This window comes from Paenibacillus sp. J22P169 (assembly GCF_059691995.1).
Genome location: NZ_JCAUAO010000001.1, coordinates 2,454,250 through 2,477,542, shown reverse-complemented (window position 1 = coordinate 2,477,542; position 23,293 = coordinate 2,454,250). Strand labels below are relative to the sequence as shown.

Genomic DNA, 23,293 nt, shown 5'->3' with positions numbered 1-23,293 from the left:
CTTATAGCTCTGGTTAGAATAAGGGTAAAAGGGCAGGTGGGATTATGGCAAAAAGCGATGATCTGGTGAAGTACATAACCCAACAAGTCGTCACCTATATCGACACGCCGAAGGAAGTACGTCAACAAGCAAAAGCAACGATCAAAGAGCAGCGTGAAGGTTGGCAAACTCGTTGGTTTGGGATGCTGCCGTTAGCAGCGCGGATGTTGTTCGGGCGGACGAAGTCAAGAAAATGAGCCGCGGGCTAAAAGAACAATAGCGACAAATAGCGGAACCACGTTCCGTAAGGAGACTCGACGTTGTTCACATAAGCGCACGAAAAAAGCCAACCAGATAAGCTGGTTGGCTTTTTAGTGTGGGCTTGTCGTGTTGACACTATGGCACTCAGGGATAAATTTCCCCAAGTCCAAGGGAAGCATCTAGTCGCACATATCGCGGGCCCTCGTGCTCTAAGACAAGATAGTTATCCCCATGCAGCCATTGTTGATAACCTAATACCGCTAAAGGCATCGTCACTTGATCATCATACAACTCAGTGACATAGGTCAGATCACCTTGCTGCTCAAGAGCAATCTGAAGCTCAGGCAAGGATGTCACAGGCAGCGGTGTGCCTTCAATCCATGGCAATCGGTCATAAGGATCGAATGCGGAACGGATCAAGGTTTGAGCAACTTGAGATAAATCCGTCGCGGTATCAACGCTATCAACTAGACGTGGTACTGGATCCTCCGTAAGTGGCAGCAATTCCCCCGATTTGGCATCGAGATAATAAATCTCGTCACCCAGCGCGATTTTCCAAACAGAAGTAAGGGTATCCATATATAAGCGGTCTTCAATGATCGTTTCATTTTGCACAAAATCGTCGTATAAGGTTGAAGAAGGAATGAGTTCTTGTTGTATCAAAGAGCGATACAACGTAGCTAAACTAAATAACGGTGACTGGCCTGTCCCATATTCGGTCAAACGAAAACCGCCGCTGGCTACAGCATGCACAATCATATAGCCCACCTCATGCCCCTGATCGGATAGGATAATAACCCATCCATGGGTGCCAGGACCGAGCGGATAGCTGTTCCACCGTGCGTGAAGCCAGCTTTCAAAGCCTGCTTCCTTCGCAAGTGTAGATTGCCACTGACTGATCGTTGAACCGAAGGATGTTGTACTCGTCAAGTCAGGCGTTGAGGTTGCTGCTTTACTTGGTTCTTTCACTTGAGCCTGTGTAAGGCTTGTCCCTGCTAAGTCGTCTACTGCCGACGTGTGTAAGGGCATGAAGCCAATACTGCACAGAATAATACAAGTGGCTGTCCAAGTGGTCCACGACTTCATCTTCGTTCACCTGCCTCTCGCTAACCTACTAGTGTATGTGACTATTGTAATTCGTATGCCTTGAAAAGAATGTTAGAACCTGTTGCGGGTTATTTGCGAGGTTTTAGCGACTTGCGTCAGTTTCTGGATGATAAACGACTCGCATTGAGGTGAAATAAACCGCCATTAATGACGGATACAGCGATCCGAGGCTTATGCTGCCAATCGATTTCTTCCAGCCGATTCCGACATTGAATTTCGATCTCGTCTCTTTTGGCGGGTTCTGCTGCAAGTAAAAGCCCGTTATAGTAGCCTTCCACACGATCGATTTCACTCCGGTGCTGAGCATTCGCTTCATCGGCCCAGCGATGGTCGTAGGTGCTGATTTTGCGCTCGAGTGTCATCTCCAAGGCATTGATCGCTTTTGGGATTGAAATGGTGTCCGGTAAAATGTGACTATTCGCAGGGAGCTTCGGTGACAGACTTTTCGTAAGCAATTGCTTATGAAAATGCTCCCGAATTTCACCGGTGCCAAGTTGAATCGCAAGGGAATGGATTTCTGTCCGCTTACGGTCACAGAGAAGCTCAACCTTGTAGTTCACACAGAGCCACGTATTGTAGACGAGGGAAGCATGATACGTCGCCCCCGTCGGGAAGGGCTCTTCAAATAAGTGAATGTAGCGCCCGCGCTCGCGAACGATGCCGAAGATCTGGTCAAGTCGCCGACTGCCGAAGGTGACGTCATCTTGTGGGACTCGCGTGGTGATAGTCGTCGGAACGAAGCCGAAATAACGGCCGAGAATGCTATCCGGCGCACTACCCGCAGCTGGGTTCGCAGCAGCAGCTCCGCCTGAACCCGAGGGTCCGTAGCCGGATGAGGGAGGGCTTTGGACTGAAGTGGTCACAGCAGCCTTCGGCTTAGCCTCCAACTTCATTTGCTCGGGATCGATCACAAATTTATAAGTCATCGTTTCCGCAGCAGCACCCGTTCGCTCAATAAAACTCCAATAGTAAGGACGGCCCGTCATTTCCCGATCTGCCTCGGGAGAAAGCTTAACCGTTACATAAGCAGGTGTTTTCTCTAGGATCGTACAGTCATAGGCTTCCAGAAAACGCATCACGAACGAATGGATGTTTCGTTTATTCATGGGCCCACCTCTACACTCTGAGAACCGCCTACGGCATCAAGAATATCTTGGAACTTGGCGCCATACTGCGGATTTTGCTCGATTTCTTCCCTTACTTCACTGATGGTATGTCCAAGTTCATCGATTTTTCGGCGTATTTCCTCACCAGAGCCGGCTTCCATTACCATACGGAACAGTGACGTTTCAAGCGAGCCTCGTTTCTCAATTTTCTCCAAAATCGTATCCAGCTGCCCAATAACCAATTCGAACATATTGATCTTCTCGTGCAATAACGAAAGGATATGTTCTTCAATGGTATTCCTTGTGGATAAGTTGTAAATGTTGACGTCATGCGTTTGCCCGAGTCGATGGACCCGACCGATCCGTTGTTCCACGCGCATAGGGTTCCACGGGAGATCGAAGTTGATCATGTTGTGGCAAAATTGCAAATTAATGCCCTCGCCACCCGCCTCGGTTGCAATAAGTACTTGAACGCGATTACGGAAGAGATCCATCATCCAGTCTTTCTTGCCGCGATTCATGCCTCCCCGATAAGGGACCGCCGTAATTTTCCGTTCTTTGAGGTAATTCAACAAATATTCTTGGGAAGCCCGATACTCGGTGAAAATAATGACTTTATCATTGATGTCTTGGATGAGTCGCATCGTCGTTTCCGCTTTGCTGTTCGACTTGATGCTGCGAATAAGCTCGACAAGCTCCCAAATTTTAGGGCGCATGGGCGAGTCTTCGGCTGTCTTTTTAAATAAATTCACCAATGTAATAAAAACAGCGTCACGCGAACTGCACACCTCACGCTGGAGTGTAATCATTGAAAGCATGGAGCTGAGATCGCCGCCACTCTCGGAATAACGTGTTCGCACGAAATTCGTAACCCCATCGTAGAGTGCCTGCTCATCATCCGAGAGGGTGAGTGGAATGTTCCGAACAATCCGCTTCGTATAGTGAACGCCTCCGTCGCCTCTGCGGTTCCGGATCATCACCTTGGACAGCTCCTGCTGCAGCTGAATTTCATTCTTCGGCGTCCGCTTGCCAACAACGAAGTTGGTCTTGAAGCTGTTTTGACCGCCAAGCTGGCCTGGCTTCAGCAGGGTGATCAGGTTGTAAAGCTCTTTGAGATCGTTCTGCACAGGCGTAGCTGTGAGGAGCAGGCAGTATTTTTTGCGCAGTTCGTTGACGAAGGTGTAGTTGGTCGTTTTTTTATTCTTCAGCTTATGCGCTTCATCGACGATGAGCATATCGTATTCAAGGCCCATCACAATATCGCGATGAGGGTCCCTTTTCGCGGTGTCCATCGAGGCTACGATGATGTCGGCTTGCTGCCACATGTAGGCTTTTTTATGCGCAACAGCAGGGATGCCGAATTTGGTATTCAATTCCCGAACCCATTGCAAGACGAGGGAAGCGGGTACAAGGATGAGCGTTTTGCGGACAAGGCCGCGGATCATGTATTCTTTTAAAATTAAACCAGCTTCGATCGTCTTCCCAAGTCCAACCTCATCGGCCAAAATGGCGCGTCCACGCATCTCGTTAAGCACTCGTTTCGCGGTATCAATCTGATGCGCCATAGGTTCTAGTGTCCCTAAGTGCGCGAGGCATTGCATATCATCAAACGTAGAAATAAGCCCCGATTCTTCCGATTCGTAGGCAAGCTGATATAAGGTCCAGTCATCCCAAGGACCTCCTCCACGTACACGATTGTCCAGCTCGGTAAACCAGTCCCTCTCAAAATGCATATCAAGCTGTTTATGAATGGGGCGAATGTTCTCTTGCTGATCATGTTGACGCATGGCTGTGCCCTCCTAAACGTTCTGATTCTACGCCTACCCTCGTAAATGTCGAATACTTGTTAGTATGTCCAGAGAAGAATCTTTCATAACTTTTCCCATGTAAGAGTTTTACTATGGGATAGGGGTTTCGGAGGTCGAATGCCGAACATGAATATGCTATGATAGAGGTTAGTTTTTGGAAAAAGGTGACGTGTTACAAGAAAGGAAGTTGAGTTGAGATGACAGCTTGGCGATTTATACATACAGGGGATCGTTCTCCTGCTGAAAATATGGCTTTAGATGAAGCGATACTTACCGCTCACAGTGAGGGCAAGGTTCCTCCAACGGTGCGTTTCTACGGATGGAATCCAGCTACGTTATCCATTGGTTATTTTCAAAAAGCCGCAGAAGTGGATCAGGATGCGGTAGCGAACGAGGGAATTGGCTTCGTGAGACGACCTACTGGCGGAAGAGCTGTGCTGCATGATAAAGAGCTGACGTACAGCATTATCGTAGCTGAGGATTATCCGGGTATTCCGCGCAACGTAACGGAAGCTTATCGTGTGCTGAGTGAAGGACTGTTACAAGGCTTTCGAGCGCTAGGGCTTGAAGCGGAAATGGTGCAGCTGGCGAGCGATGAGGAAAAAGAAAAATATGCCTCCGCTGGTTCAGCGGCATGTTTTGATTCACCTTCGTGGTACGAGCTGGTCGTTGAAGGTCGCAAAGTGGCAGGCAGCGCGCAGGTTCGCCAGAAAAACGTCGTGCTGCAGCATGGTTCGATCTTGCTGGACATGGATACGGATCAATTATTTCGGATGCTGCGCTTCTCGAATGAGAAGGTGGCCGATCGCATGAAACAAAGCTTTCTGAAGAAAGCGGTGGCGATTAATGAATTGCTGCGTGCGCAAGGCAAAGCTGAGGTTACATTGAGAGAAGTAGAAGAAGCGTTCCGTCGTGAAATTGCACTAGGACTTGGTGTTGAACTCGTTGAGTCGTCATTGACGGATTATGAGATTGAGCTTACGGAGCGATTAGTAAGTGAGAAATATGGGACGGATGAGTGGAATTTACGGCGATAATGGTTGTGAAAGGTTGGCCAGGTAGGTATGCCTGGCCAACCTTTTTCGTGTGTAATGCGCTTAAGCGCGGCATTGAATTCTCATCTGGATATACCCGAATCATGTGTATTGAAGGAACTTTCTTCTCCTATTAAAGTGGTGTCATACCATAAGAAGGGGATGGAGGAGTCCGATGAGAGAATCACCAGGAGAGAAACTATTTTATGCATTGAATTATTTGGTGCTAACCGTCATTGGGATCACATGTGTGCTGCCCTTGATCCATCTGCTCGCGTTATCATTCAGTGAACAGCCCGCCGTCATCTCAGGACATGTCAGTTTATGGCCTGTAGGTTGGAATTTGGAATCGTGATCAGGTCATTATCTAGGGGCCAATAAATTGACGAGCGGTACGATCAACTGGGGCTCTTTAAGCTCTACGTCGAACATTCCGGCTTCCTTGTATTTGACTGCGCAGCCATCGTTCCTTAGCGGGAAGGCATTTCCTTTGTTTGGTCCGAATGTAGGAACCGATTGGGGTGTTAGCAACACGACTCCTGCGAAAGACAGAGCTATTTCTGTAAGCGGTACCATGACTGTTGATGAGTTGAATGATTGGAGTAAAACGTTCAGACATACCGCTAATTTGAACTTTGATACGTTGAATACGGCGAAATTCGAGGGAGATACGTCTCGAGCGAAGCGAACAACGAAGACGAATGAAGAGATTGTGTGGTATCAGCCGTGAATGAATTCATTTAGCGCGGTTACGTACTTCTGGCCTTCTGAAGCTGTTTCAGCTTTCACACTCTATACGTCACCAGATGGATCGACGTGGACAACAGCGTCACCTACGATTTCAGGCGGATCAGGTGATTGGAAGAAGTATACGTACGCTTTAACAGGCTTGAGTGGTGTGAATTACGTGAAGATGAGATGGAACAATACAGCAGGTTCCGTGTGGAATCCGCAGATTAGTAAAGTGACTTTGACAACGTATTAGAGAAAGAACCGCTGGATCACACTTCCAGATCAGCTCCCTTTCAGCAAAGTGGAGAGGAATAACTGGATTATATGTAGGTAAATTAGAGGAAATGGCTGATTATTTAGGAATAAATGGATTCAGTACAGGTAATCTCGCCGACTCGAGGCTGAGTGGTCAGAATTCGCTGGTTTAGGTGTACATTTTCCAGTTATTCAAGTAATTGATCGGAAAACATCTAGAATAGCTGGAGTTTTTCCAGTTAACTGATTCATCCGGATTCATCCAAATAAAAGGGCAGCCCTTAAAGCCATGAAAGATGGCTCTTGGACTGCCCTTTTGGTTTAACCGAGTACCACTCGGTCATCTGCTAGCTTGTTGCCGCTAATATGTTCAAACTCACCTAGCAGCTGCGCTACTGTGAGATCCTTCTTCCGTTCCTCGTTCACATCAAGAATGATGCGACCTTTGTCCATCATGATCAGGCGATTGCCGAGACGAATCGCTTGCTCCATGTTGTGCGTGACCATGAGTGTGGTCAGCTTCATTTCACGCACGATTTCCTCGGTCAATCGTGTGATGAGCTCAGCCCGCGCAGGATCGAGTGCGGCTGTGTGCTCATCAAGCAGCAGAATCTGGGGCTCGGTGAAAGTAGCCATCAGCAAGCTGAGGGCTTGACGCTCGCCGCCGGAGAGCAGACCGACTTTCGCGCGCAGACGGCTTTCTAAGCCGATGCCGAGGCGCTGCAGCTGCTCCAGGAACAACGCGCGCTTACGCGCGTTGACGCCGAAGCTGAGCCCGCGCTTCTTGCCGCGGGCATAAGCCATGGCGAGATTCTCCTCGATAGTCATACGAGGAGCTGTCCCCGCCATGGGGTCTTGAAAGACGCGGCCGATCCAGCGGCTGCGCTGATATTCCGGCAGATGGTGGATGACCTCACCATCGATGCGCACTTCGCCGGCGTCTGGCGTCATGACGCCGGAGATGATGTTCATCAGCGTCGATTTACCGGCGCCATTACTGCCGATGACCGTGACAAAGTCGCCGGGCTTCAGGGTCAAGTTAATGCCGATGAGCGCAATTTTCTCATCGGCGGAACCAGGATTAAAGAGCTTGGAAACGTTCGAGAGCTGCAGCATTAACGCTCACCTCCTTTGTTCATTTGCATCGCACGCTCGATGAGCTCAGCTGAGCGGCGCTTTGCATTCGCTTTTTGTTTAATCGCTCGCTGCACGGAAGGCAGAACGAGCGCGATAATGACGATAATCGCGGTAATTAACTTCAAGTCGGACGCTTTAAGCCACTCGACTCTAAGTGCCAATGCGACAACAATACGGTACACGATGGAACCGAGTACAGCAGCTAGTGTCGCTTGGAAAACCGAACGAGCTCCAAAAATCGCTTCCCCAATAATAACGGAAGCTAGTCCGACCACGATCATCCCGATACCCATCGAGATGTCGGCGAAGCCTGACTGCTGGGCGATGAGTGCACCGGATAGTGCTACTAACCCATTCGACAAGCTCAAGCCAAGAATCGTTGTTTGGTCCGTATTCGCGCCGAAGCTGCGAATCATGCGTGCGTTGTCCCCCGTAGCACGGAGGGAAAGACCTAGATCCGTATGCAGGAACGCATCAAGCAGCAATTTGAACACGATGACAATGATCAGCACAACCAGAATTGGCGACATGGAAGTGAACAACGTATCTACGCCAAGAAGCGAAATGTTCGGCTTCCCCATGATACGCATATTAATCGAATACAGGGCAATCATCATGAGAATCCCAGACAGAAGCCCATTAATTTTACCCTTTGTATGAAGAAGTCCTGTACAAGCGCCAGCCACAAGTCCACCGGCAAAAGCGGCTAAGCAAGCTAGTAGAGGTGAGTAGCCATGAGCGATAAGGATCGCTGCAATGGCACCGCCTGTCGTAAAGCTCCCGTCGACCGTTAGATCTGGGAAATCTAGAATACGAAACGTAATATAAACACCTAGCGCCATCAAGGCATAGAGCAGACCTAGCTCGACGGCGCCAGTCATTGAATCCATCATCATTATTCCTCCTTACTTTGAAAAAAAGAGGTGAACGAAAGCGACGTTCACCCCTTTACTGTCTTTATTCGTTACTGAATAATGTTTTTCTCTTTATCTTTTACTGCGGCTTTCATCGCATCCGTTACTTCGATGCCTTGTGCTTTAGCTGCTTTTAGGTTAAGGATGAGATCCATTTTGTCTGGAACCGTTACTTTCATGTCAGCCGGTTTCTTACCATTCTTGAGAATGTCGACCGCCATTTGGCCTACTTGGTAGCCATGATCATAGTATTTGAAGCCAACTGTTGCGAAAGCTCCTTTTTCAACGGTATCACGGTCACTGGAGAAGAAAGGAATTTTCTTATCGTTAGCAACTTGAATGATACCATCCACACCGCTAACAACGGTGTTATCAAGCGTAATCAAGAAAGCATCTACACGGCCAACAAGGGATTGTGCAGCTTGTTTCACTTCAGAAGTGTTCGTTACTGGTGCTTTGACAAGCTTGATGCCGTGTTTTGTTAAAGATTGTTCCGCATTTTTCGCCATAATAACTGCATTTGGTTCGCCTTCATTAATAACGAGGCCAACTGTTTTCACTTTAGGCATGTTGGCTGCAACGAAATCCATCAATTGGGCAACTGCCATTGGATTCGTGTCGGATGCGCCTGAGACATTGCCGCCTGGCTTGTCCACATTGGTTACGATTTTAGCTGCAAGAGGGTCTGTAACAGCTGCGAAAAGAATCGGAGCTTTTTTCACTTGCTGTACGACTGCTTGTGCAGATGGCGTTGCAATACCAAGCACAAGATCATTGTCAGCGGAAGCTATTTTTTGAGCGATGGATAAGTTATTCGGTTGATCACCTTGTGCGTTATTGAAGTCAACCTTCAAGTTCGTACCTTCCACGATGCCCGCATCTTTAAGCGCTGCTAGGAATCCTTGGCGTGTTGCATCTAAGGATGGATGTTCAACAATTTGTGAAATCGCGATCTTGTAAGTCTTTGATGCGGCTGCTGTAGCTGCCGGAGTTGCTGAGGCTGCGCCGCCTGCTGCCGGTGTTGGATCTGCCTTCTGTCCACAACCTGCTACGACCATAAGTGCTGCTGATAATACGAATGATACGAGTGCTTTCTTTTTCAACATAATTACCCCTCTCGTAACTCCTGGTTGTTGCTTGGACGCATTGCTCTCCCACCACTTTAACGCTTTTGTTTGGCAAAGTGTGGAGGTGTGAGGTGTCCAAGTTGTTTTATAATTAACCATAGTTTAATTGGCTCGTGGATTTCCGTCAATTGTTTTATCCGTATTTGTGATTTTTTTGTAAACATTTGACTGGAAATGGAAATTTGCGTTTGGGGAGATGAGGTTTGTTGGCAAAGAAGAGGGCAGCCTTAGCTCTCATCCGAGTTGACTAGGGCTACCCATGTGAAATTTTGGAGGAGTGTGAGCCTTCTATTGAAGGAAGGTTCTTTCAAATTCAGCTTGAAGCTTGTTCGTGATAGGACCAGGCGTCCCAAAAGCGATGGAATGACCGTCGATTTGCAGGATCGGTGTAATCTCCACCGTCGTACCCGTGATAAAGGCTTCATCCGCATGCAGAAGCTGCTCAATCATGAAGGATTCTTCTTTTACTGGTATTTGTAAGGCATGCGCTAATCTGAGTACCACAGCACGTGTAATGCCATGAAGAATCAAATGATTGGCAGGATGCGTGTAGAGTACTTGATCTTTGACCATCATCAGATTCGATGCGCTGCATTCGGTTACTGTACCTTCCCTATGAAGCACGACTTCCTGAACGCCATGATCAAGCGCAGCTTGCTTTGCGAGTACATTTGGGAGCAGATTCAGTGTTTTGAGATCACATCTTAGCCAGCGAATATCAGGTTGTGTGACAGCTTGTATGCCATTTTGAATCGTAGCTAGCGGACGCTTCACCTCAGAGCAATAGGCCAGTAAAATCGGTTCAGCCTGTGTCGGGAAAGGATGTGCGCGAGGCGCCTCTCCACGGGTGATTTGCAAATAAACGGTGCCTTCTATCAGGTTATTTTGCTGAATGAGCTTGTTCAGTATAGTTAGGATTTCAGCACTAGTATGAGGTAAGGAGAGGCGTACTTCACTAGCTGTTCGTTCGAGTCGCTGGATATGTGCTGCGCCTTCATAGATCTGTCCATTGTAAACGCGAAACACTTCGTAAATACCGTCACCGAAGTAATAGCCGCGATCATCAGGTGAGATCTGTATGTCCTGTTTATGTACGAATTCATTTTTATAAAAATACATGTGAGTGCACTCCTTAATAAAATTAAATATTTATGGAACATATGTTCTAAATCATGCCCTGATGTGGTATTCTACTTATAGGTTAACAAAGGAAGAGAGATGCGTCAAAGCTAGTAAATCAGCGACTAGAGTGAATTTGGTTCTTTTGCCAATGGTACATCCATATGTTGTGTAGTATAATAATTTGGCACTACCATATATTGAGAATTATTGGCTATCGACTCTTGTAGTGATTATCTTAATTGCAGCTGAATTTGCACTTTATTGGGAGGCTTATGTTCATGGGGAATGTGTATGAGAGTAAGAAGCTAACGGGATTGAGTGAGAAAATATTTTTGGATCGTTATGCACTTAAAAATGCAGACACGAGTCACGCGAAGGTAGGGGATACCGTCCTCGTTTTGACCAAGGATGATCCGAAATTCCCAGCCAAAGAGGTTGGCGAAATTATTAGTCGTGATGGAAATACCGTGAAAGTTCGAACTCGCAGTGGGGAAACCGTGGAATCTGCAGTTGAGAAGCTTACGTTAAATATGGAGAAAACACCAGAAGAAATGTGGGACCGCTTGGCAGGAGCAATGGCATCCGTCGAGAAGACAGCGGAGAAGCGTCAGGAATGGACGGAGAAATTCAGATACATTCTAAACGATTGGGAGCTTGTCCCCGGAGGCCGAATTGCAGCGGGAGCGGATGCGAGTGATGAGTTGACGCTATTCAACTGTTACGTTATTCCTTCGCCGAAGGATAGTCGTGGCGGTATTATGAATACGTTGACTGAAATGACGGAAATTATGTCGCGTGGCGGTGGCGTTGGGATCAATCTGTCCTCGCTTCGTCCGAGACGTTCTGTGGTGAAAGGTGTAAATGGATCTTCCAGTGGTGCTGTCTCTTGGGGCGGATTATTTAGCTATACGACGGGCTTGATCGAGCAAGGTGGAAGTCGTCGTGGAGCGCTAATGCTGATGATTAACGATTGGCATCCGGATTTGGAGGATTTCATAACCGTGAAGTCCACGATGGGGCAAATTACGAACGCGAATTTATCCGTCTGTGTAAGTAACGGCTTCATGAAAGCAGTGAAGGAAGATTTGGAGTGGGAACTGGTGTTCCCGGATACGACAGATCCAGAGTACAATGAACTATGGGACGGCAATTTAGAAGCGTGGAAGAAATTAGGCAAGGCTGTTAAGCCTTATCGCACGGTTCGTGCGCGTGATGTTTGGCACTCGATCATTGAGTCGGCATGGAAATCAGCTGAACCAGGCGTAGTCTTCTTAGAATATTACAATCAGATGTCCAACAGCTGGTACTTCAATCCAATCATTTGTACGAATCCATGTGGGGAGCAAGGGCTTCCGGCTTGGGGCGTATGTAACTTGTCTGCCATTAATTTGTCGAAGTTCTATGATGCGGCCAACCACGATGTGGATTGGGAAGAACTGGCGACCGTAGTGCGCTATTCGACGCGTTTTCTTGATAATGTCATTGATAAAACGCCGTATCATTTTGAAGAAAATCGTGCGAATCAGCAGAACGAGCGTCGCGTAGGACTGGGTACAATGGGTCTGGCTGAGCTAATGATCCTATTGAACATTCGTTACGGCAGCCCGGAATCGCTTGTGTTCTTGGACAAGATTTATGGGTTCATGGCGCGAGAAGCGTATTTGGCTTCAGCTGAGATTGCAGGTGAAAAAGGATCGTTCCAAGCCTTTATTGAAGATAAATTTATGGAAAGCGGCTTTATGCGCAAAATGACAGAGGTGTATCCAGAGGTTGGCGATGCCATTCGTCAGCAGGGTATGCGTAACGTAACCGTCATTACACAAGCTCCAACTGGCAGCACGGGTACGATGGTCGGCACATCGACAGGCATTGAGCCTTATTTCGCATTCGAATACTATCGTCAAAGCCGTTTAGGCTTCGATAAACAGTATGTACCCATTGCGCAGAATTGGAAGGATGCCAATCCAGGCCAAGAACTGCCTGATTACTTCGTCACCTCGATGAGCTTGTCCGCTGAGGATCATATTCGTGCACAAGCAGCGATTCAAACTTGGGTGGACAGCTCGATTTCGAAGACGGCTAACTGTCCTGCTGACTTCACGGTTGAAGAAACCAAACGACTCTATGAATTGGCGTATGATCTGGGCTGTAAAGGTGTGACGATCTATCGCGATGGCAGCCGTGATGTTCAGGTGTTGAGCACGGGGTCGGATAAGAAGGATGAAGTGAAAGTTGAGGCTCAGCCGGAAGTAGCTCCAGTAGCTGTCGCGGCAGAGGCTGTTGTGGAGAAAGAAAGCTTTGCTTCTATTTCTGGCAAGCTAGCAGTGAACGTGGACGCCAAGACGGAACAGGGCTTCGATAAACAATACAAGCGCCGTCCGCAAATTCTACGTGGCGCTACCTATAAAGTTAATACCCCATTCGGTATGGCCTATATCACGATCAATGATATGAATGGAACACCGAGCGAGATTTTCCTCAACGTAGGAAAAGCAGGGTCTGACGTGTTCGCGATGTCCGAAGCACTCGGTCGCGTGTGCTCCTTGTTCTTGCGTTATGGCGATCACGGGGACAAAGTGAAGCTGCTCGTGAAGCACTTGAAGGGCATCGGCGGCTCCGGCGCCATTGGTTTTGGCAACAACCGTGTCGAGTCGATCGCAGACGCGGTTGCCAAAGCGCTCGAGCAGCACGACGAAGTGATGAGCGAGCCTGACGACGCGCGGAACTACGTGACCGCGACGAGAGAAGTGCTTGATGCAGCGCCGGTGACTGGCGGTACGGGTCATGGCGGGCACGCGGCTCAGAGCGCGACGAATGTCGCGGCGATGGATCTGTGCACGTCGTGTGGTTCCGCTTCGCTGGTGAACAGCGAAGGTTGTAAGAATTGCGTCAACTGCGGCTATAGCAGATGTAATTGATGAAAAATCCAGGGCGGAGGCCCTGGATTTTTTTTTTCTACTTACTTTACTTATTCTCTTGTTTGCTTCTTTCTGTTTTCTTTCTTTTTGTCAGAAATTCCATAATTAATTAGATTTATTTCAAAATTCGTTAGACAATTTGTTACAGAATTCGTTAGATTCGTGATTGTTTCATGTTCTTACCGTTTTAAAGAATAACACAGCAAAACGTTTTTCGACTCCGTAAGGTTTTTATCACTTATAACATTCTTACTAAGCCTTCAAATCTTACGTTCCATGTACCATCTTGTGGAAATCCCGGAGCGTGTGTGTTAGGTCCATGTTCCCAGCCGGCTGCCATCATCGCCACTGCGCTCAGAAGCCCCCCGTTTCCGGGTAGATATACGGTTAAAGGTTTCCGCTGGTAGTTGTGTCCGTTAGGTAAGAAGGTGTTAGTAACCTTGTCAAGTAAGAGGGTATCAATGGCTAATTGCCTTTCTCCGAGTCTTGCCGCTGTCATTGCCACCATGGGATAATCCCATCCCCAAGTCGCATCCCAATTCCATTCCTTGATGACTTCGTGTAGTGTCCGGTGCATCGTTTCACGATCCACCATATCGCCAGGAAGGATACCGAGCGGAGCTAGCATGGTAGGGTGATCTTTCGTGCCGATACCACCTGAAAATGTATCGGGGGCTGTTTGCGCAGCTACGTAAAGTCCTTCAACTTCAGGGAGTCTGGACAAATGGTTCAAGACATGTTCCCACTTCTCTATCCTTGGGAGACCGAGCCTATTCCTCCATACAATTGCTGTCGATAATCCGAAAGCCCAGTACGACAATTCGAAGGTTGGATTCATTGTCGTTGCATGATCGAATATTTCCTGCGCAGGGGCGACTGGCGGACCTAGCACATACCGCTGCTGCTCGTTATCCCATTCTGCAAAGGAAGCCATGAATGCGGCACTATCGAAGACGATTTCAGCGTACTTCTCCAATATTTCTCTAGTACCATTGATTTTATAGATCAGCTCGGAATAATAAATGGGATGTGGCTGTTGCCAGATGAGAAAAGGCTCAATGTAGCAAGGGCCATTAATGCCGTCTGGAGCAACACATTTCGGCCATCTTGCACCTTCATATCCTTGTGAAGTGGCGAGCATTCGGGCGTTATCTAAGATGCTTTCATACCATTCTAGACTGTTTGCTAGGTAATCTACCCGATTCCAGAGTGCGAAGTGGACGGAATGCCACCAATGCATTTCCAGATGAAATTTACCAGCCCAGCTGTTATGGGTAAGTCCAGATTCCGCTGGTGGTAATGAGCCGGATGATTGTATAGCAGTCAAATACTGTGAGAGCACAATTCTACGCTCTAGTTCGTGCGCGCGTATATCTGTACTGCCAATAAGTTCGATGGCTCCTCCCGAAGTCCAGTAGTTACTCCAATGTTGGTCACATGCGGCTTGTGTTGTTTCGAACGTTGGTAAATCGGAATCGCTTGTCTCAGGAGTAAACCTAAACCTGAGCTCGAACTCATCGTGGTCGGGTGATGGCGTTAACAGTAATAAATGTTTGTCTTGCACGTCTTGCGCTAATGTTCCGTTCGACCAAGCAGCAGACATGGTGTATGAGTCTTGATCTAACTTCCGGCGAATTTTTACGGAATTGCTGCTGTATTTTGCGAGTTTCGTTTCATGCTGACCAGGTTTTTCCCAATCAACACCTGCGAACTTCCATGTGCCGTAAGGGAACTGAAAGACAATCTGTAGGCGTCCCTTCCGAATCAATTCGGATTTAACCCGAACAGCAATTAAGTCCTGAGTAGGATGACAGCAGGTGGTTACTTCGGTTTTTTTTCCGCTGATAGAAAATTGGCTTTCAATTAATCCTCCCCATAGATTGAGCACTTGCTCAATCTCATTCAAGTCGTCAAAGGACGCCGCTTCACCTGAAGGCAATAATAAACGGAATTTAACCATTCCCAGGTGTAGTTTATGAGGATTAAACTTGAGCCATTTATACTCATCGGTTATTTGCCCAGGGGGCATATACGGAAAACCGACACTTCTCCCTCCGAAGGTAGGGTAATAGGTAAGCGGGAACTTGTCCACGCGATATCCTTCCGGATTTGGATGTGTATGCCACGCCCAGTTGGAGAAGTTTCCAAGCGGCACACCTCCATCTTTATAAATATCCGGGAATGTTTGCAATCCGGTTGCATCAACAGTAAAGGCATAATTCCCGTTGCCAACGGAGAGGGAAGAAAATTTATCGAATTCGGTAATAACCGGATTGTGGCGTTGGACTAAAGATTTTCGATCTATCATTACAGCACCCCCCGAGTTAATTTAAGGCAAATGGACGTCAATCATTTTCAAACAGTGCTCTCAAATTGATAGCTGCCCGAACCTACGTAAACAACAACATGACTGCTGTCAAGCCTGGCTATTTGAACAGATTCGACTGCCTTCACCCGTTGTCCGCCTTCGAGCAAAGTATCAATGGATATAGAAGGAACATAGATTTCTGCCATACAATTTGATGGAACGGTTACCTTAAGCGTCAGTCGATTGTGATCATTGCGCTTCCAAGCGACACGCATCTGTCCAGTTGGCAAACGATATTCAGATGCAGCTTCGTTCAAGCCGTCAGGTATTGCCGGTCGGATAGTCAGATTGTAGCTTTCGAAATCGGGATCAAATCGATAATGGATGCCTGCCAAACCGCTATAGAGCCATTCCTCCAAATGACCGAGCATGAAATGGTTCTGTGATTTACCGACGGTCGGACCGTCCCATGCTTCGGTCAACGTTGTCGCACCGTGAACGATTTGATATCCATAGCTCGGGTGATCGATCTTATTGCTCATTTCATAGATGATGTCCGAACGACCGCACTGGGCAAGTGCAAGCAGTACATAGCGGTGGCCGACATCGCCTGCAGTCGTATGATACCCGCGCAGTTCAATGTCTTTTATGATGTGTGATAGAACAGTCGCTTTGTACGGAGCGTCAACAAGTCCCAAAACAAGCGGCATGGCATTGGAACTTTGACTGCCAGTTGCATATTGCTGTGTCTTGTAATCAAAAAAAGCATTGTTAAATGCTAATTTAATGTCTTTACGGAGATTTGCGTATTTGACTGCGTCATCGCTGTAATTCAAAAGATTAGCGATTTGCGTGAACACGTCGACGATATGATAAAACATGGCGGTTTCAGTGTGGGCAACGGGTGTATTTTGAACGAAGCCGGGAGGATTGTCTCCAACATCGTACCAATCTCCAAGACCGTTTTGTACAATCAATTGATCGGAGCCTTCGGTTACATAATCGATATAGGCTTTCATACCTTTATAATGCTCGGCCAAAATTCGGTTATTTCCATATAATTCCAGTAAATTCCAACCTGTAAGTATATAGGAGGCGCCCCATGATACGGAATCTCGGAAACAACGCCATTTCTCAGAGAAGACAACATATTCAGGCGCAGTCGTCGGTACCATCCCGTCTGGAAGTTGTGCGTCCCGGATGTCCTCCATGATTTTTACGAACAATCGCTCAACATCGTAATTAAATGCAACGGAAGGTCCCATCAGATGAATTTGCTCAAGCCAGCCTAGCTTTTCTCGATGCGGACAATCCGTAAATATACTCTTCATATTACTAAGGATGGCTCGATTAATAATCTCGTGTGTACGGTTAAGCATCGCATTCGAGCTAACGAAGCATCCGCAAACTTTCGTGTCCGGATAAATCATCTGGCCCTCCAGTTGGATAAGAATAGGACCATTGCTATCGTCTCCAGCGAAATCGGAGGGCACCGCGCCTTCGATTTGTACGAAACGAAAACCACTATAGCTGAATCGTGGTGACCAAACTTCCTCATCACTGTCTCCGCTCATCACATAGGTAAACCTACATGGGGAACCGGTCCATTTTTGATTGACGGTGCCGTTTTCCTTCAGTAATTCGGCAGGGGACATGGTAATTTGTGCACCTTGATGGCCTTTTACACGGATTTCAATCCAACCCGAAAAGTTATTCCCGAAATCAGCCACATACACACCAGGAATCGGTTGAGAAATATGCAGAGGTTGGAGCCTTCCCATCACTTTCAAAGGGGAGGTAGCTTGTGTTCTCAGTTTTCCCAAAGGGGGATTCACTTCGGCGGCGGGTTTCCATACATCGTTGGAAGTTAGTTCGGGCTGGTCCCAGTTTGATTGCAGATGACTAGCATCGAAATCTTCGCCGCCGTATATACAGGAAAATAAAATAGGTCCAGAAGCGGAGTCCCAATTCCTATCACTGACAATCCGAACCTGGGTGCCGTCAGAATGTGTGATTTCCAGCTGAACTAGGCATCTAGGCGTACCAAAAGAATGCTTGAACTTACTGTATCGCCCGCCTGTCACATTGAAAAATCCATTCCCCAGCATCACACCGACCGCATTGGCGCCCTCGTTCAGTTCTTCCGTCACATCGTAGACGCAATAGAGACATGTTTTGTCATAGTTTGTCCAGCCAGGCTCTATGACGTTGTCGCCAACTTTTCTCCCATTTAACCGCAGCTCGTACTGACCTAGTCCGCATATATAGGCTCTAGCTCTCGTCACAGGTTTTTCGAGGTTGAACTCACGCCTGAATAAAGGAAGGGCGGGTCTTTCAGTAGGCTCGTTTGCGAATTGAGCGATCCAATTCGCAGACCAATCATCGTCATGAATAAGTCCCATTTCCCACCACGTAACAGAACTTTCGGTCATTTGGCTTTTTTGATCCCAAACCTGTACCTTCCAATAATACCGAAGCCGTGACTGGAGTGGGGCTCCTTCATATATAATGTGTACGTTTTTCTTGCTTAAACGTTTACCGCTGTCCCATACAATTCCGTGCTCTTCCCGTAAGTTTTCCTTGCTATCTGAAACAAGGATTCTGTAAGCAGTCTGCATCTGCATACGTTCTGGTGAATCGACAAAACTCCAGCCGAATGTCGGTTGGAGAACATCTATCCCGAGGGGGCGACGCGTGCTTTCAACAAACATTTCATCCACGAGCATCGGTTTTCTCCTTCGTCATCGAGTTTGCGTATCAATCGGTTGTGAAGTTGCGACACTGATCGTTCGGAACTCTTTACCGTAGTTTTTGGTTGGATCGCCTTCCCTGTATGGTCTGCAAGAGCAGTAGAAGTGATAAAGAACGCCTTGATGCGTAATGACAGAGGGCTTGTGTGCAAAAATCGAGTCGATGCTGCCTTCTTCGCCAACCCGAATGATCGGTTCGGGATGCTTTTCCCAATGTACAAGATCAGTGGAAAGCGCAATTCCTTCTTGAGCTTGTTTGTAGTTATAACCGAAATAATACATGATCCATTGGTCACGGTCTTGGTCATACAACACGCACGGGTCGCTGACAAATCCTGAATCCCATCCGTCCGGCGTAATCTGTAAGACTGGGTTATGTTCGTATCTGTGCCACTGTTTTAAATCTGTAGAGAAAGCGATGCCTGTTTGTTCGATCCATCGTCCTTTTTTTGTGTTTTTGGCATTGTAAAACAAATAGAACTTGCCCTCATGCTCGACAAGACATTCTTTGTAGAGACCGCCATTTTCCCACTCTGCGCCTTCCTCCGGGATTAGGATAGGATCGGGAAGTCGGTGCCATTCAAGTAATTGCTCGTCTTCTGTCCAGGCAATTCCGATTTTGGCAGAGCCTTCCTCATAGCCCTCTTTCGGATAAGCATGATATACCAGCCAGTATTTATTATTCCATTTTTTCAGCACAGGAGGAGCATCCAGACAGTTTTCTTTTAAGATCCATGTACCTGCAATATTAATGGAATCCCAAGCTGCGTTTCCATTCCGTTTCAGAATGACTCCTTGGTGCTCCCAGTTCATGAGGTCATGGCTGACAGCCAATGCTGTTTGATAGCCAATACCGTCAAACCCCACGTACATCATGTAATACATGCCATTATGTTGAAAAACAAAAGGACAATCCACAGCACGCTCATCGAAGTTTCCAGGCATTCCGGAACCGACGAGAACCGGACTACCTAATTTATATGGAGTGAGATAAGGCGTAATATTCAAGATGACACGCTCCTCTTCATATAAAAAATCCTTTGTTGCTAATAATAACTCATTATTCAGATTACAATTAAGCGCTTACTTGCTGTGTAGGGGATTGTATCTGATATATAGGTCAATGCGATCTTCAGGCTCCATTTGCATTGACATCAATTATTTGCGGGCGTAGGATGAGGGGGAAAATCAGGTCATAAGCAAGAAAGGCGGGGCTTGAGTGAAAGATAGTAACGGATTTGTTCCGTTTATGTTCCAGACGGCCGGCAGTATTGTTACGGGTAATCATGCGATAGCCACTCTAGTTCCAAACCTAAAGCTGCGTGGTAACTTCAAGCATGCGGTGATCGTATCGCAACCTTCGATGAAAGCAATAGGGGTCATTGATCGGATTGAAAGTGAACTGTCACAAGCAGGGATATCCAGTAGGTTGATAACCGAGGTGAAGCCAGAACCGACGGTAAATAATATACGAGAAGTATTTAGAGAGATATCCTCTGAACCCGTTGATTTATTTATCGGAATTGGTGGGGGGAGCGTTCTTGATGCAACAAAATTATTTTCCGTATTGCTGACTGATCCCGTGGATGTGATGAGTCTGATTGGTACTGATCGAGTATCAACGCCTGGGATACCAACCGTGCTAGTTCCGACAACTTCAGGCACCGGTTCAGAAGTGACGCCGAACGCGATTATTACCATTCCTGAACAGGAATTAAAGGTTGGTATTATAAGTAGGCACTTGCTGCCTATGATGGTTATAATCGATCCTGAATTAACCGTAAGTCTGCCGCAGAACATTACGGCTGCAACAGGAATGGATGCTTTTACTCATGCTCTGGAATCGTATATATCCACTAGGGCTAATTCGATCAGCGACATGTTCGCTCTTGAATCGATTCGTTTAATTGCCGGCAGTATACTCCATGCTTACCATAACGGATCGGATTTTAAAGCCAGAGAGAACATGCTGCTCGGTTCGATGTATGGGGGCATGGCGCTTAGTTCGGCGGGAACCGCAGCTGTCCATGCGCTGGCTTATCCGCTTGGAGGTAAATTCAACATTACGCACGGGGTCGCCAATTCGATGCTTCTGCCGCACGTAATGTCTTATAATATGGACGCCATACACGATCGGCTCGGTCATGTTGCCCGCGCGATGGGGCTGCAGGCGGGAACGGAGGGAGGGAGCGCTGCTGCTGAAGCGGTCATTCGGCGAATTTTCGAATGGACTGCCCAAATGCGTATCCCGCAAGATTTGCGATTATTCGGTGTAACTGATGGGGATGTAGAGGAACTGGCGGTTGCGGCTTCCAAGGTCACAAGACTTTTACATAACAATCCTAAGCCAATGGACATGGCTGCAATCCAAACCGTTTACCGTAAATTGCTTCTCTGAATATGTGTAAAGAGGGGAGTCTCTATGAAAGTTGCTGTTATTGCAGATGATTTTACGGGAGCAAGTGATACTGGTGTACAGTTTTCCAAACGGGGTCTGCAGGTAAGTGTGCTGCTAGGCATGAACGAGTTGGAAAATCAGACATCAGGAGATGTGCTCGTCTTTGATACCGACAGCCGAGCACTCAACGCAGAAGCAGCATACCTCCGGGTTAAACAAGCATCGTTCAAAGCTCGAGCCTTTGGAGCGGATATTGTGCTGAAAAAAATGGACTCTACGCTACGTGGGAATGTAGGTGCTGAAATCGATGCCATATTTGATACCTTTCGTCCCGATTTGGTGTTAATAGCTCCGGCCTTCCCACAAATGGGCAGGACTGTTCGGCAAGGAAGACTGTATGTTCATGGCATACCATTGGAGGATACCGAGTTCGCTCGCGATCCGAAAACGCCTGTAGATGAATCGGACATCCATGTTTTGCTCCGCAAACAGACAAGGCGCCCCGTCGAAGTGATTTCATTGAAGGTATTGGAGGAGGGGAGAAGCAAATTGGAGCCGCTTCTTCAAAGCTGTTTAGCTCGCGGAAAACGCTACTTTGTTGTCGATTCAGTGGATGAACATGATCTTAGGCGCATTGTTTCTCTGATCGGAGAGATGCCCTATTCGGTCGTATGGGCCGGTTCAGCAGGCTTAGCTCGACAATTGTCTGAACAAGTTCCAATTTCTCGGAATATCGAACCCATTGGACACTTTAAAGCAGCGAAATCGATTCTTACTGTCATCGGCAGCGTCAGTTCAAAGTCACGACGCCAACTGGAAGTGCTTTTGAATCATCCTCATGTGCGGGGCATTCGCTTAGAGACTTTTCAGCTAGTTTCCGGATATTCCGATAGGGAACGGGAAGTGATGCATGCGGTAGAGCAAGCTGAGCTTGCATGTAGTGGAAACTTTCATACGGTGTTGTACTCGTCGGGAGATCCGGGGGACATTCACCTTGCTCAAGATATTGGGAGTCAAAACGGCTTGAACTCACAGCAAGTCAGTGAGGAAGTAGCCCATGCATTGGGTGAAATCGTATCCCGGCTACTGAAATGCGTAGATGTTGGAGGCATTGTTATGACCGGAGGGGATACCGCTAGACAAATAAGTGCCTCTCTCGGTACGAACGAATTTCGTTTGATTGACGAGGTAGAAAGCGGCATCCCGGTAGGATTGCTCATGATGGAAAAACCGCTGCTAGCGGTTACCAAAGCGGGTGGATTCGGTTCCGAACATGCGCTAGTGAATGCATTGGAATTTTTAAATAGAGGGATTGGGTCCAAATGAAACCAATAATCGGAATCACCATGGGCGATGCCAGCGGCATCGGGCCGGAAATTATTGTAAAAGTGCTACAGAATGCTCATGTTTACGAAATGTGCCGTCCTCTCGTGATTGGCGATCCTGTCATCCTAGAACGCGCGCTCTCTATCATCGGAGGTTCGGCGTTCATACGCACAGTAAAAGGACCAATGGACGGGCGTTACATTTATGGCTGTATGGACTGCTTGGATATGTATATGCTGCCTACTAATCTGCCTTTCGGACAAGTAAATGCCGAAGCGGGACACGCTGCCTACAAGTTCGTGGAGAAAGCTGTGGAACTTGCGATTAGCGGTCAAATTAACGCTATATGTACAGCACCGTTAAACAAGGAAGCTTTGAACAAGGCAGGTCATATGTATCCAGGTCACACCGAAATATTGGCTGGACTGACTCGCACCGAAGATTATTCCATGATCCTTTCAGCCCCAAATCTGAAAGTCATCCATTTGACTACGCACTTGGGACTTATTCATGCCATTAATTCTATCGATTCGCACAGGACTTACAAAGTAATTATGCTGGCGCATGAAACACTTCGCAAGGCTGGAATTGATCGGCCGCGAATTGCTGTTTGCGGTATTAATCCGCATGCGGGGGAGAATGGTTTATTCGGTAACGGCGAGGAAGAAGAGAAGCTGATTCCAGGTATGATTCGAGCAGTCAAAGAGGGAGTAAACGTCACTGGTCCGTATCCAGCAGATACGCTTTTTTACAGAGCTTTACGAGGAGACTTTGATATTGTTGTGGCTTGCTACCATGATCAAGGACACATACCTATCAAAGTGCTGGGGATTGAGGCTGGCGTGAATATTACGGTTGGTTTGAACGGAGGCATTATCCGAACGTCGGTTGATCATGGTACGGCTTTTGACATTGCCGGTACCGGATTGGCGGACGAGCGAAGTATGCTGGAAGCGATTCGTTCAGCGGTTGAACTTGCTCCCAGAATAAATGAAAGGCACTGTTAAATTC

The 23,293-nt window shown here is 47.4% G+C and carries 19 protein-coding genes; 9 read left to right on the top strand and 10 right to left on the bottom strand.

Going from position 1 to position 23,293, the window contains the following annotated elements:
- Positions 1–44: 44 nt before the first annotated feature.
- Positions 45–236: a YqzE family protein gene (locus AC58QG_RS11375; RefSeq protein ID WP_497362156.1), complete on the top strand. Its 192-nt coding sequence runs from the start codon at positions 45–47 to the stop codon at positions 234–236.
- Positions 237–384: 148 nt separating this feature from the next.
- On the opposite strand, the gene AC58QG_RS11370 is transcribed toward AC58QG_RS11375, so the two are convergent.
- The 3 genes from AC58QG_RS11370 to AC58QG_RS11360 all read right to left on the bottom strand — a co-directional run bounded on the left by AC58QG_RS11370 (position 385) and on the right by AC58QG_RS11360 (position 4,240).
- The gene (locus tag AC58QG_RS11370) at positions 385–1,326 is read right to left on the bottom strand and encodes a hypothetical protein (protein ID WP_497362155.1); all 942 of its coding nucleotides are present in this window, start codon (positions 1,324–1,326) and stop codon (positions 385–387) included.
- A 116-nt stretch (positions 1,327–1,442) separates the two neighbouring features.
- Positions 1,443–2,453 carry a YqhG family protein gene (locus AC58QG_RS11365; RefSeq protein WP_497362154.1) on the bottom strand — a complete coding sequence of 337 codons (1,011 nt, stop codon included), beginning with the start codon at positions 2,451–2,453 and terminating at the stop codon, positions 1,443–1,445.
- Positions 2,450–4,240 carry a DEAD/DEAH box helicase gene (locus tag AC58QG_RS11360; RefSeq protein WP_497362153.1) on the bottom strand — a complete coding sequence of 597 codons (1,791 nt, stop codon included), beginning with the start codon at positions 4,238–4,240 and terminating at the stop codon, positions 2,450–2,452. The genes AC58QG_RS11365 and AC58QG_RS11360 overlap by 4 nt, the downstream gene beginning before the upstream one ends.
- A 218-nt stretch (positions 4,241–4,458) precedes the next feature.
- On the opposite strand from AC58QG_RS11360, the gene AC58QG_RS11355 reads away from it, so the two are divergent.
- From AC58QG_RS11355 to AC58QG_RS11340, 4 genes are all read left to right on the top strand, one after another.
- Positions 4,459–5,298 carry a lipoate--protein ligase family protein gene (locus AC58QG_RS11355; protein ID WP_497362152.1) on the top strand — a complete coding sequence of 280 codons (840 nt, stop codon included), beginning with the start codon at positions 4,459–4,461 and terminating at the stop codon, positions 5,296–5,298.
- Between the two features lie 172 nt (positions 5,299–5,470).
- A complete protein-coding gene (locus AC58QG_RS11350; protein WP_497362151.1) occupies positions 5,471–5,650 on the top strand; it encodes a hypothetical protein in 180 nt (59 codons plus the stop codon).
- Between the two features lie 27 nt (positions 5,651–5,677).
- On the top strand, positions 5,678–6,025 hold the full coding sequence (locus tag AC58QG_RS11345) for a hypothetical protein (protein ID WP_497362150.1): 348 nt from the start codon (positions 5,678–5,680) through the stop codon (positions 6,023–6,025).
- Complete coding sequence (locus AC58QG_RS11340) at positions 6,026–6,280, top strand: hypothetical protein (protein ID WP_497362149.1); 255 nt, start codon at positions 6,026–6,028, stop codon at positions 6,278–6,280.
- A gap of 323 nt (positions 6,281–6,603) precedes the next feature.
- On the opposite strand, the gene AC58QG_RS11335 is transcribed toward AC58QG_RS11340, so the two are convergent.
- From AC58QG_RS11335 to dat, 4 genes are all read right to left on the bottom strand, one after another.
- Complete coding sequence (locus AC58QG_RS11335; protein ID WP_497362148.1) at positions 6,604–7,398, bottom strand: ABC transporter ATP-binding protein; 795 nt, start codon at positions 7,396–7,398, stop codon at positions 6,604–6,606.
- Positions 7,398–8,312, bottom strand: coding sequence for an ABC transporter permease (locus AC58QG_RS11330; RefSeq protein ID WP_497362837.1), 915 nt, complete (start codon positions 8,310–8,312; stop codon positions 7,398–7,400). The genes AC58QG_RS11335 and AC58QG_RS11330 overlap by 1 nt, the downstream gene beginning before the upstream one ends.
- A gap of 71 nt (positions 8,313–8,383) precedes the next feature.
- On the bottom strand, positions 8,384–9,439 hold the full coding sequence (locus AC58QG_RS11325; protein WP_497362147.1) for an ABC transporter substrate-binding protein: 1,056 nt from the start codon (positions 9,437–9,439) through the stop codon (positions 8,384–8,386).
- Between the two features lie 309 nt (positions 9,440–9,748).
- Complete coding sequence (gene dat / locus AC58QG_RS11320; protein ID WP_497362146.1) at positions 9,749–10,579, bottom strand: D-amino-acid transaminase; 831 nt, start codon at positions 10,577–10,579, stop codon at positions 9,749–9,751.
- A 281-nt stretch (positions 10,580–10,860) separates the two neighbouring features.
- Here dat and AC58QG_RS11315 point away from each other — a divergent pair, with 281 nt between their 5' ends.
- On the top strand, positions 10,861–13,500 hold the full coding sequence (locus tag AC58QG_RS11315; RefSeq protein WP_497362145.1) for an adenosylcobalamin-dependent ribonucleoside-diphosphate reductase: 2,640 nt from the start codon (positions 10,861–10,863) through the stop codon (positions 13,498–13,500).
- A gap of 238 nt (positions 13,501–13,738) precedes the next feature.
- Here AC58QG_RS11315 and AC58QG_RS11310 read toward each other — a convergent pair whose 3' ends face one another.
- The 3 genes from AC58QG_RS11310 to AC58QG_RS11300 are packed head-to-tail and all read right to left on the bottom strand — an operon-like array spanning position 13,739 to position 19,566.
- On the bottom strand, positions 13,739–15,808 hold the full coding sequence (locus AC58QG_RS11310) for a glycoside hydrolase family 65 (protein WP_497362144.1): 2,070 nt from the start codon (positions 15,806–15,808) through the stop codon (positions 13,739–13,741).
- Positions 15,809–15,855: 47 nt separating this feature from the next.
- Positions 15,856–18,534, bottom strand: a complete 2,679-nt coding sequence (locus tag AC58QG_RS11305; protein WP_497362143.1) for a family 78 glycoside hydrolase catalytic domain — start codon at positions 18,532–18,534, stop codon at positions 15,856–15,858.
- Between the two features lie 15 nt (positions 18,535–18,549).
- Positions 18,550–19,566, bottom strand: coding sequence for a glycoside hydrolase family 130 protein (locus AC58QG_RS11300; RefSeq protein ID WP_497362142.1), 1,017 nt, complete (start codon positions 19,564–19,566; stop codon positions 18,550–18,552).
- A gap of 241 nt (positions 19,567–19,807) precedes the next feature.
- Here AC58QG_RS11300 and AC58QG_RS11295 point away from each other — a divergent pair, with 241 nt between their 5' ends.
- From AC58QG_RS11295 to pdxA, 3 genes are read left to right on the top strand one after another with little or no spacing between them, the layout of a single operon-like run.
- On the top strand, positions 19,808–20,956 hold the full coding sequence (locus AC58QG_RS11295) for an iron-containing alcohol dehydrogenase (RefSeq protein ID WP_497362836.1): 1,149 nt from the start codon (positions 19,808–19,810) through the stop codon (positions 20,954–20,956).
- A gap of 24 nt (positions 20,957–20,980) precedes the next feature.
- Entirely contained in the window at positions 20,981–22,282 is a 1,302-nt protein-coding gene (locus AC58QG_RS11290; protein WP_497362141.1) for a four-carbon acid sugar kinase family protein, read from the top strand.
- On the top strand, positions 22,279–23,289 hold the full coding sequence (gene pdxA, locus AC58QG_RS11285) for a 4-hydroxythreonine-4-phosphate dehydrogenase PdxA (RefSeq protein WP_497362140.1): 1,011 nt from the start codon (positions 22,279–22,281) through the stop codon (positions 23,287–23,289). The genes AC58QG_RS11290 and pdxA overlap by 4 nt, the downstream gene beginning before the upstream one ends.
- Positions 23,290–23,293 lie beyond the last annotated feature (4 nt).

Coding starts and splice junctions, on each gene's coding strand:
- AC58QG_RS11375 (WP_497362156.1), top strand. CDS start 45: ATGGCAAAAAGCGATGATCTGGTGAAGTACATAACCCAACAAGTCGTC.
- AC58QG_RS11370 (WP_497362155.1), bottom strand. CDS start 1,326: ATGAAGTCGTGGACCACTTGGACAGCCACTTGTATTATTCTGTGCAGT.
- AC58QG_RS11365 (WP_497362154.1), bottom strand. CDS start 2,453: ATGAATAAACGAAACATCCATTCGTTCGTGATGCGTTTTCTGGAAGCC.
- AC58QG_RS11360 (WP_497362153.1), bottom strand. CDS start 4,240: ATGCGTCAACATGATCAGCAAGAGAACATTCGCCCCATTCATAAACAG.
- AC58QG_RS11355 (WP_497362152.1), top strand. CDS start 4,459: ATGACAGCTTGGCGATTTATACATACAGGGGATCGTTCTCCTGCTGAA.
- AC58QG_RS11350 (WP_497362151.1), top strand. CDS start 5,471: ATGAGAGAATCACCAGGAGAGAAACTATTTTATGCATTGAATTATTTG.
- AC58QG_RS11340 (WP_497362149.1), top strand. CDS start 6,026: ATGAATTCATTTAGCGCGGTTACGTACTTCTGGCCTTCTGAAGCTGTT.
- AC58QG_RS11335 (WP_497362148.1), bottom strand. CDS start 7,398: ATGCTGCAGCTCTCGAACGTTTCCAAGCTCTTTAATCCTGGTTCCGCC.
- AC58QG_RS11330 (WP_497362837.1), bottom strand. CDS start 8,312: ATGATGGATTCAATGACTGGCGCCGTCGAGCTAGGTCTGCTCTATGCC.
- AC58QG_RS11325 (WP_497362147.1), bottom strand. CDS start 9,439: ATGTTGAAAAAGAAAGCACTCGTATCATTCGTATTATCAGCAGCACTT.
- dat (WP_497362146.1), bottom strand. CDS start 10,579: ATGTATTTTTATAAAAATGAATTCGTACATAAACAGGACATACAGATC.
- AC58QG_RS11315 (WP_497362145.1), top strand. CDS start 10,861: ATGGGGAATGTGTATGAGAGTAAGAAGCTAACGGGATTGAGTGAGAAA.
- AC58QG_RS11310 (WP_497362144.1), bottom strand. CDS start 15,808: ATGATAGATCGAAAATCTTTAGTCCAACGCCACAATCCGGTTATTACC.
- AC58QG_RS11305 (WP_497362143.1), bottom strand. CDS start 18,534: ATGCTCGTGGATGAAATGTTTGTTGAAAGCACGCGTCGCCCCCTCGGG.
- AC58QG_RS11295 (WP_497362836.1), top strand. CDS start 19,808: ATGTTCCAGACGGCCGGCAGTATTGTTACGGGTAATCATGCGATAGCC.
- AC58QG_RS11290 (WP_497362141.1), top strand. CDS start 20,981: ATGAAAGTTGCTGTTATTGCAGATGATTTTACGGGAGCAAGTGATACT.
- pdxA (WP_497362140.1), top strand. CDS start 22,279: ATGAAACCAATAATCGGAATCACCATGGGCGATGCCAGCGGCATCGGG.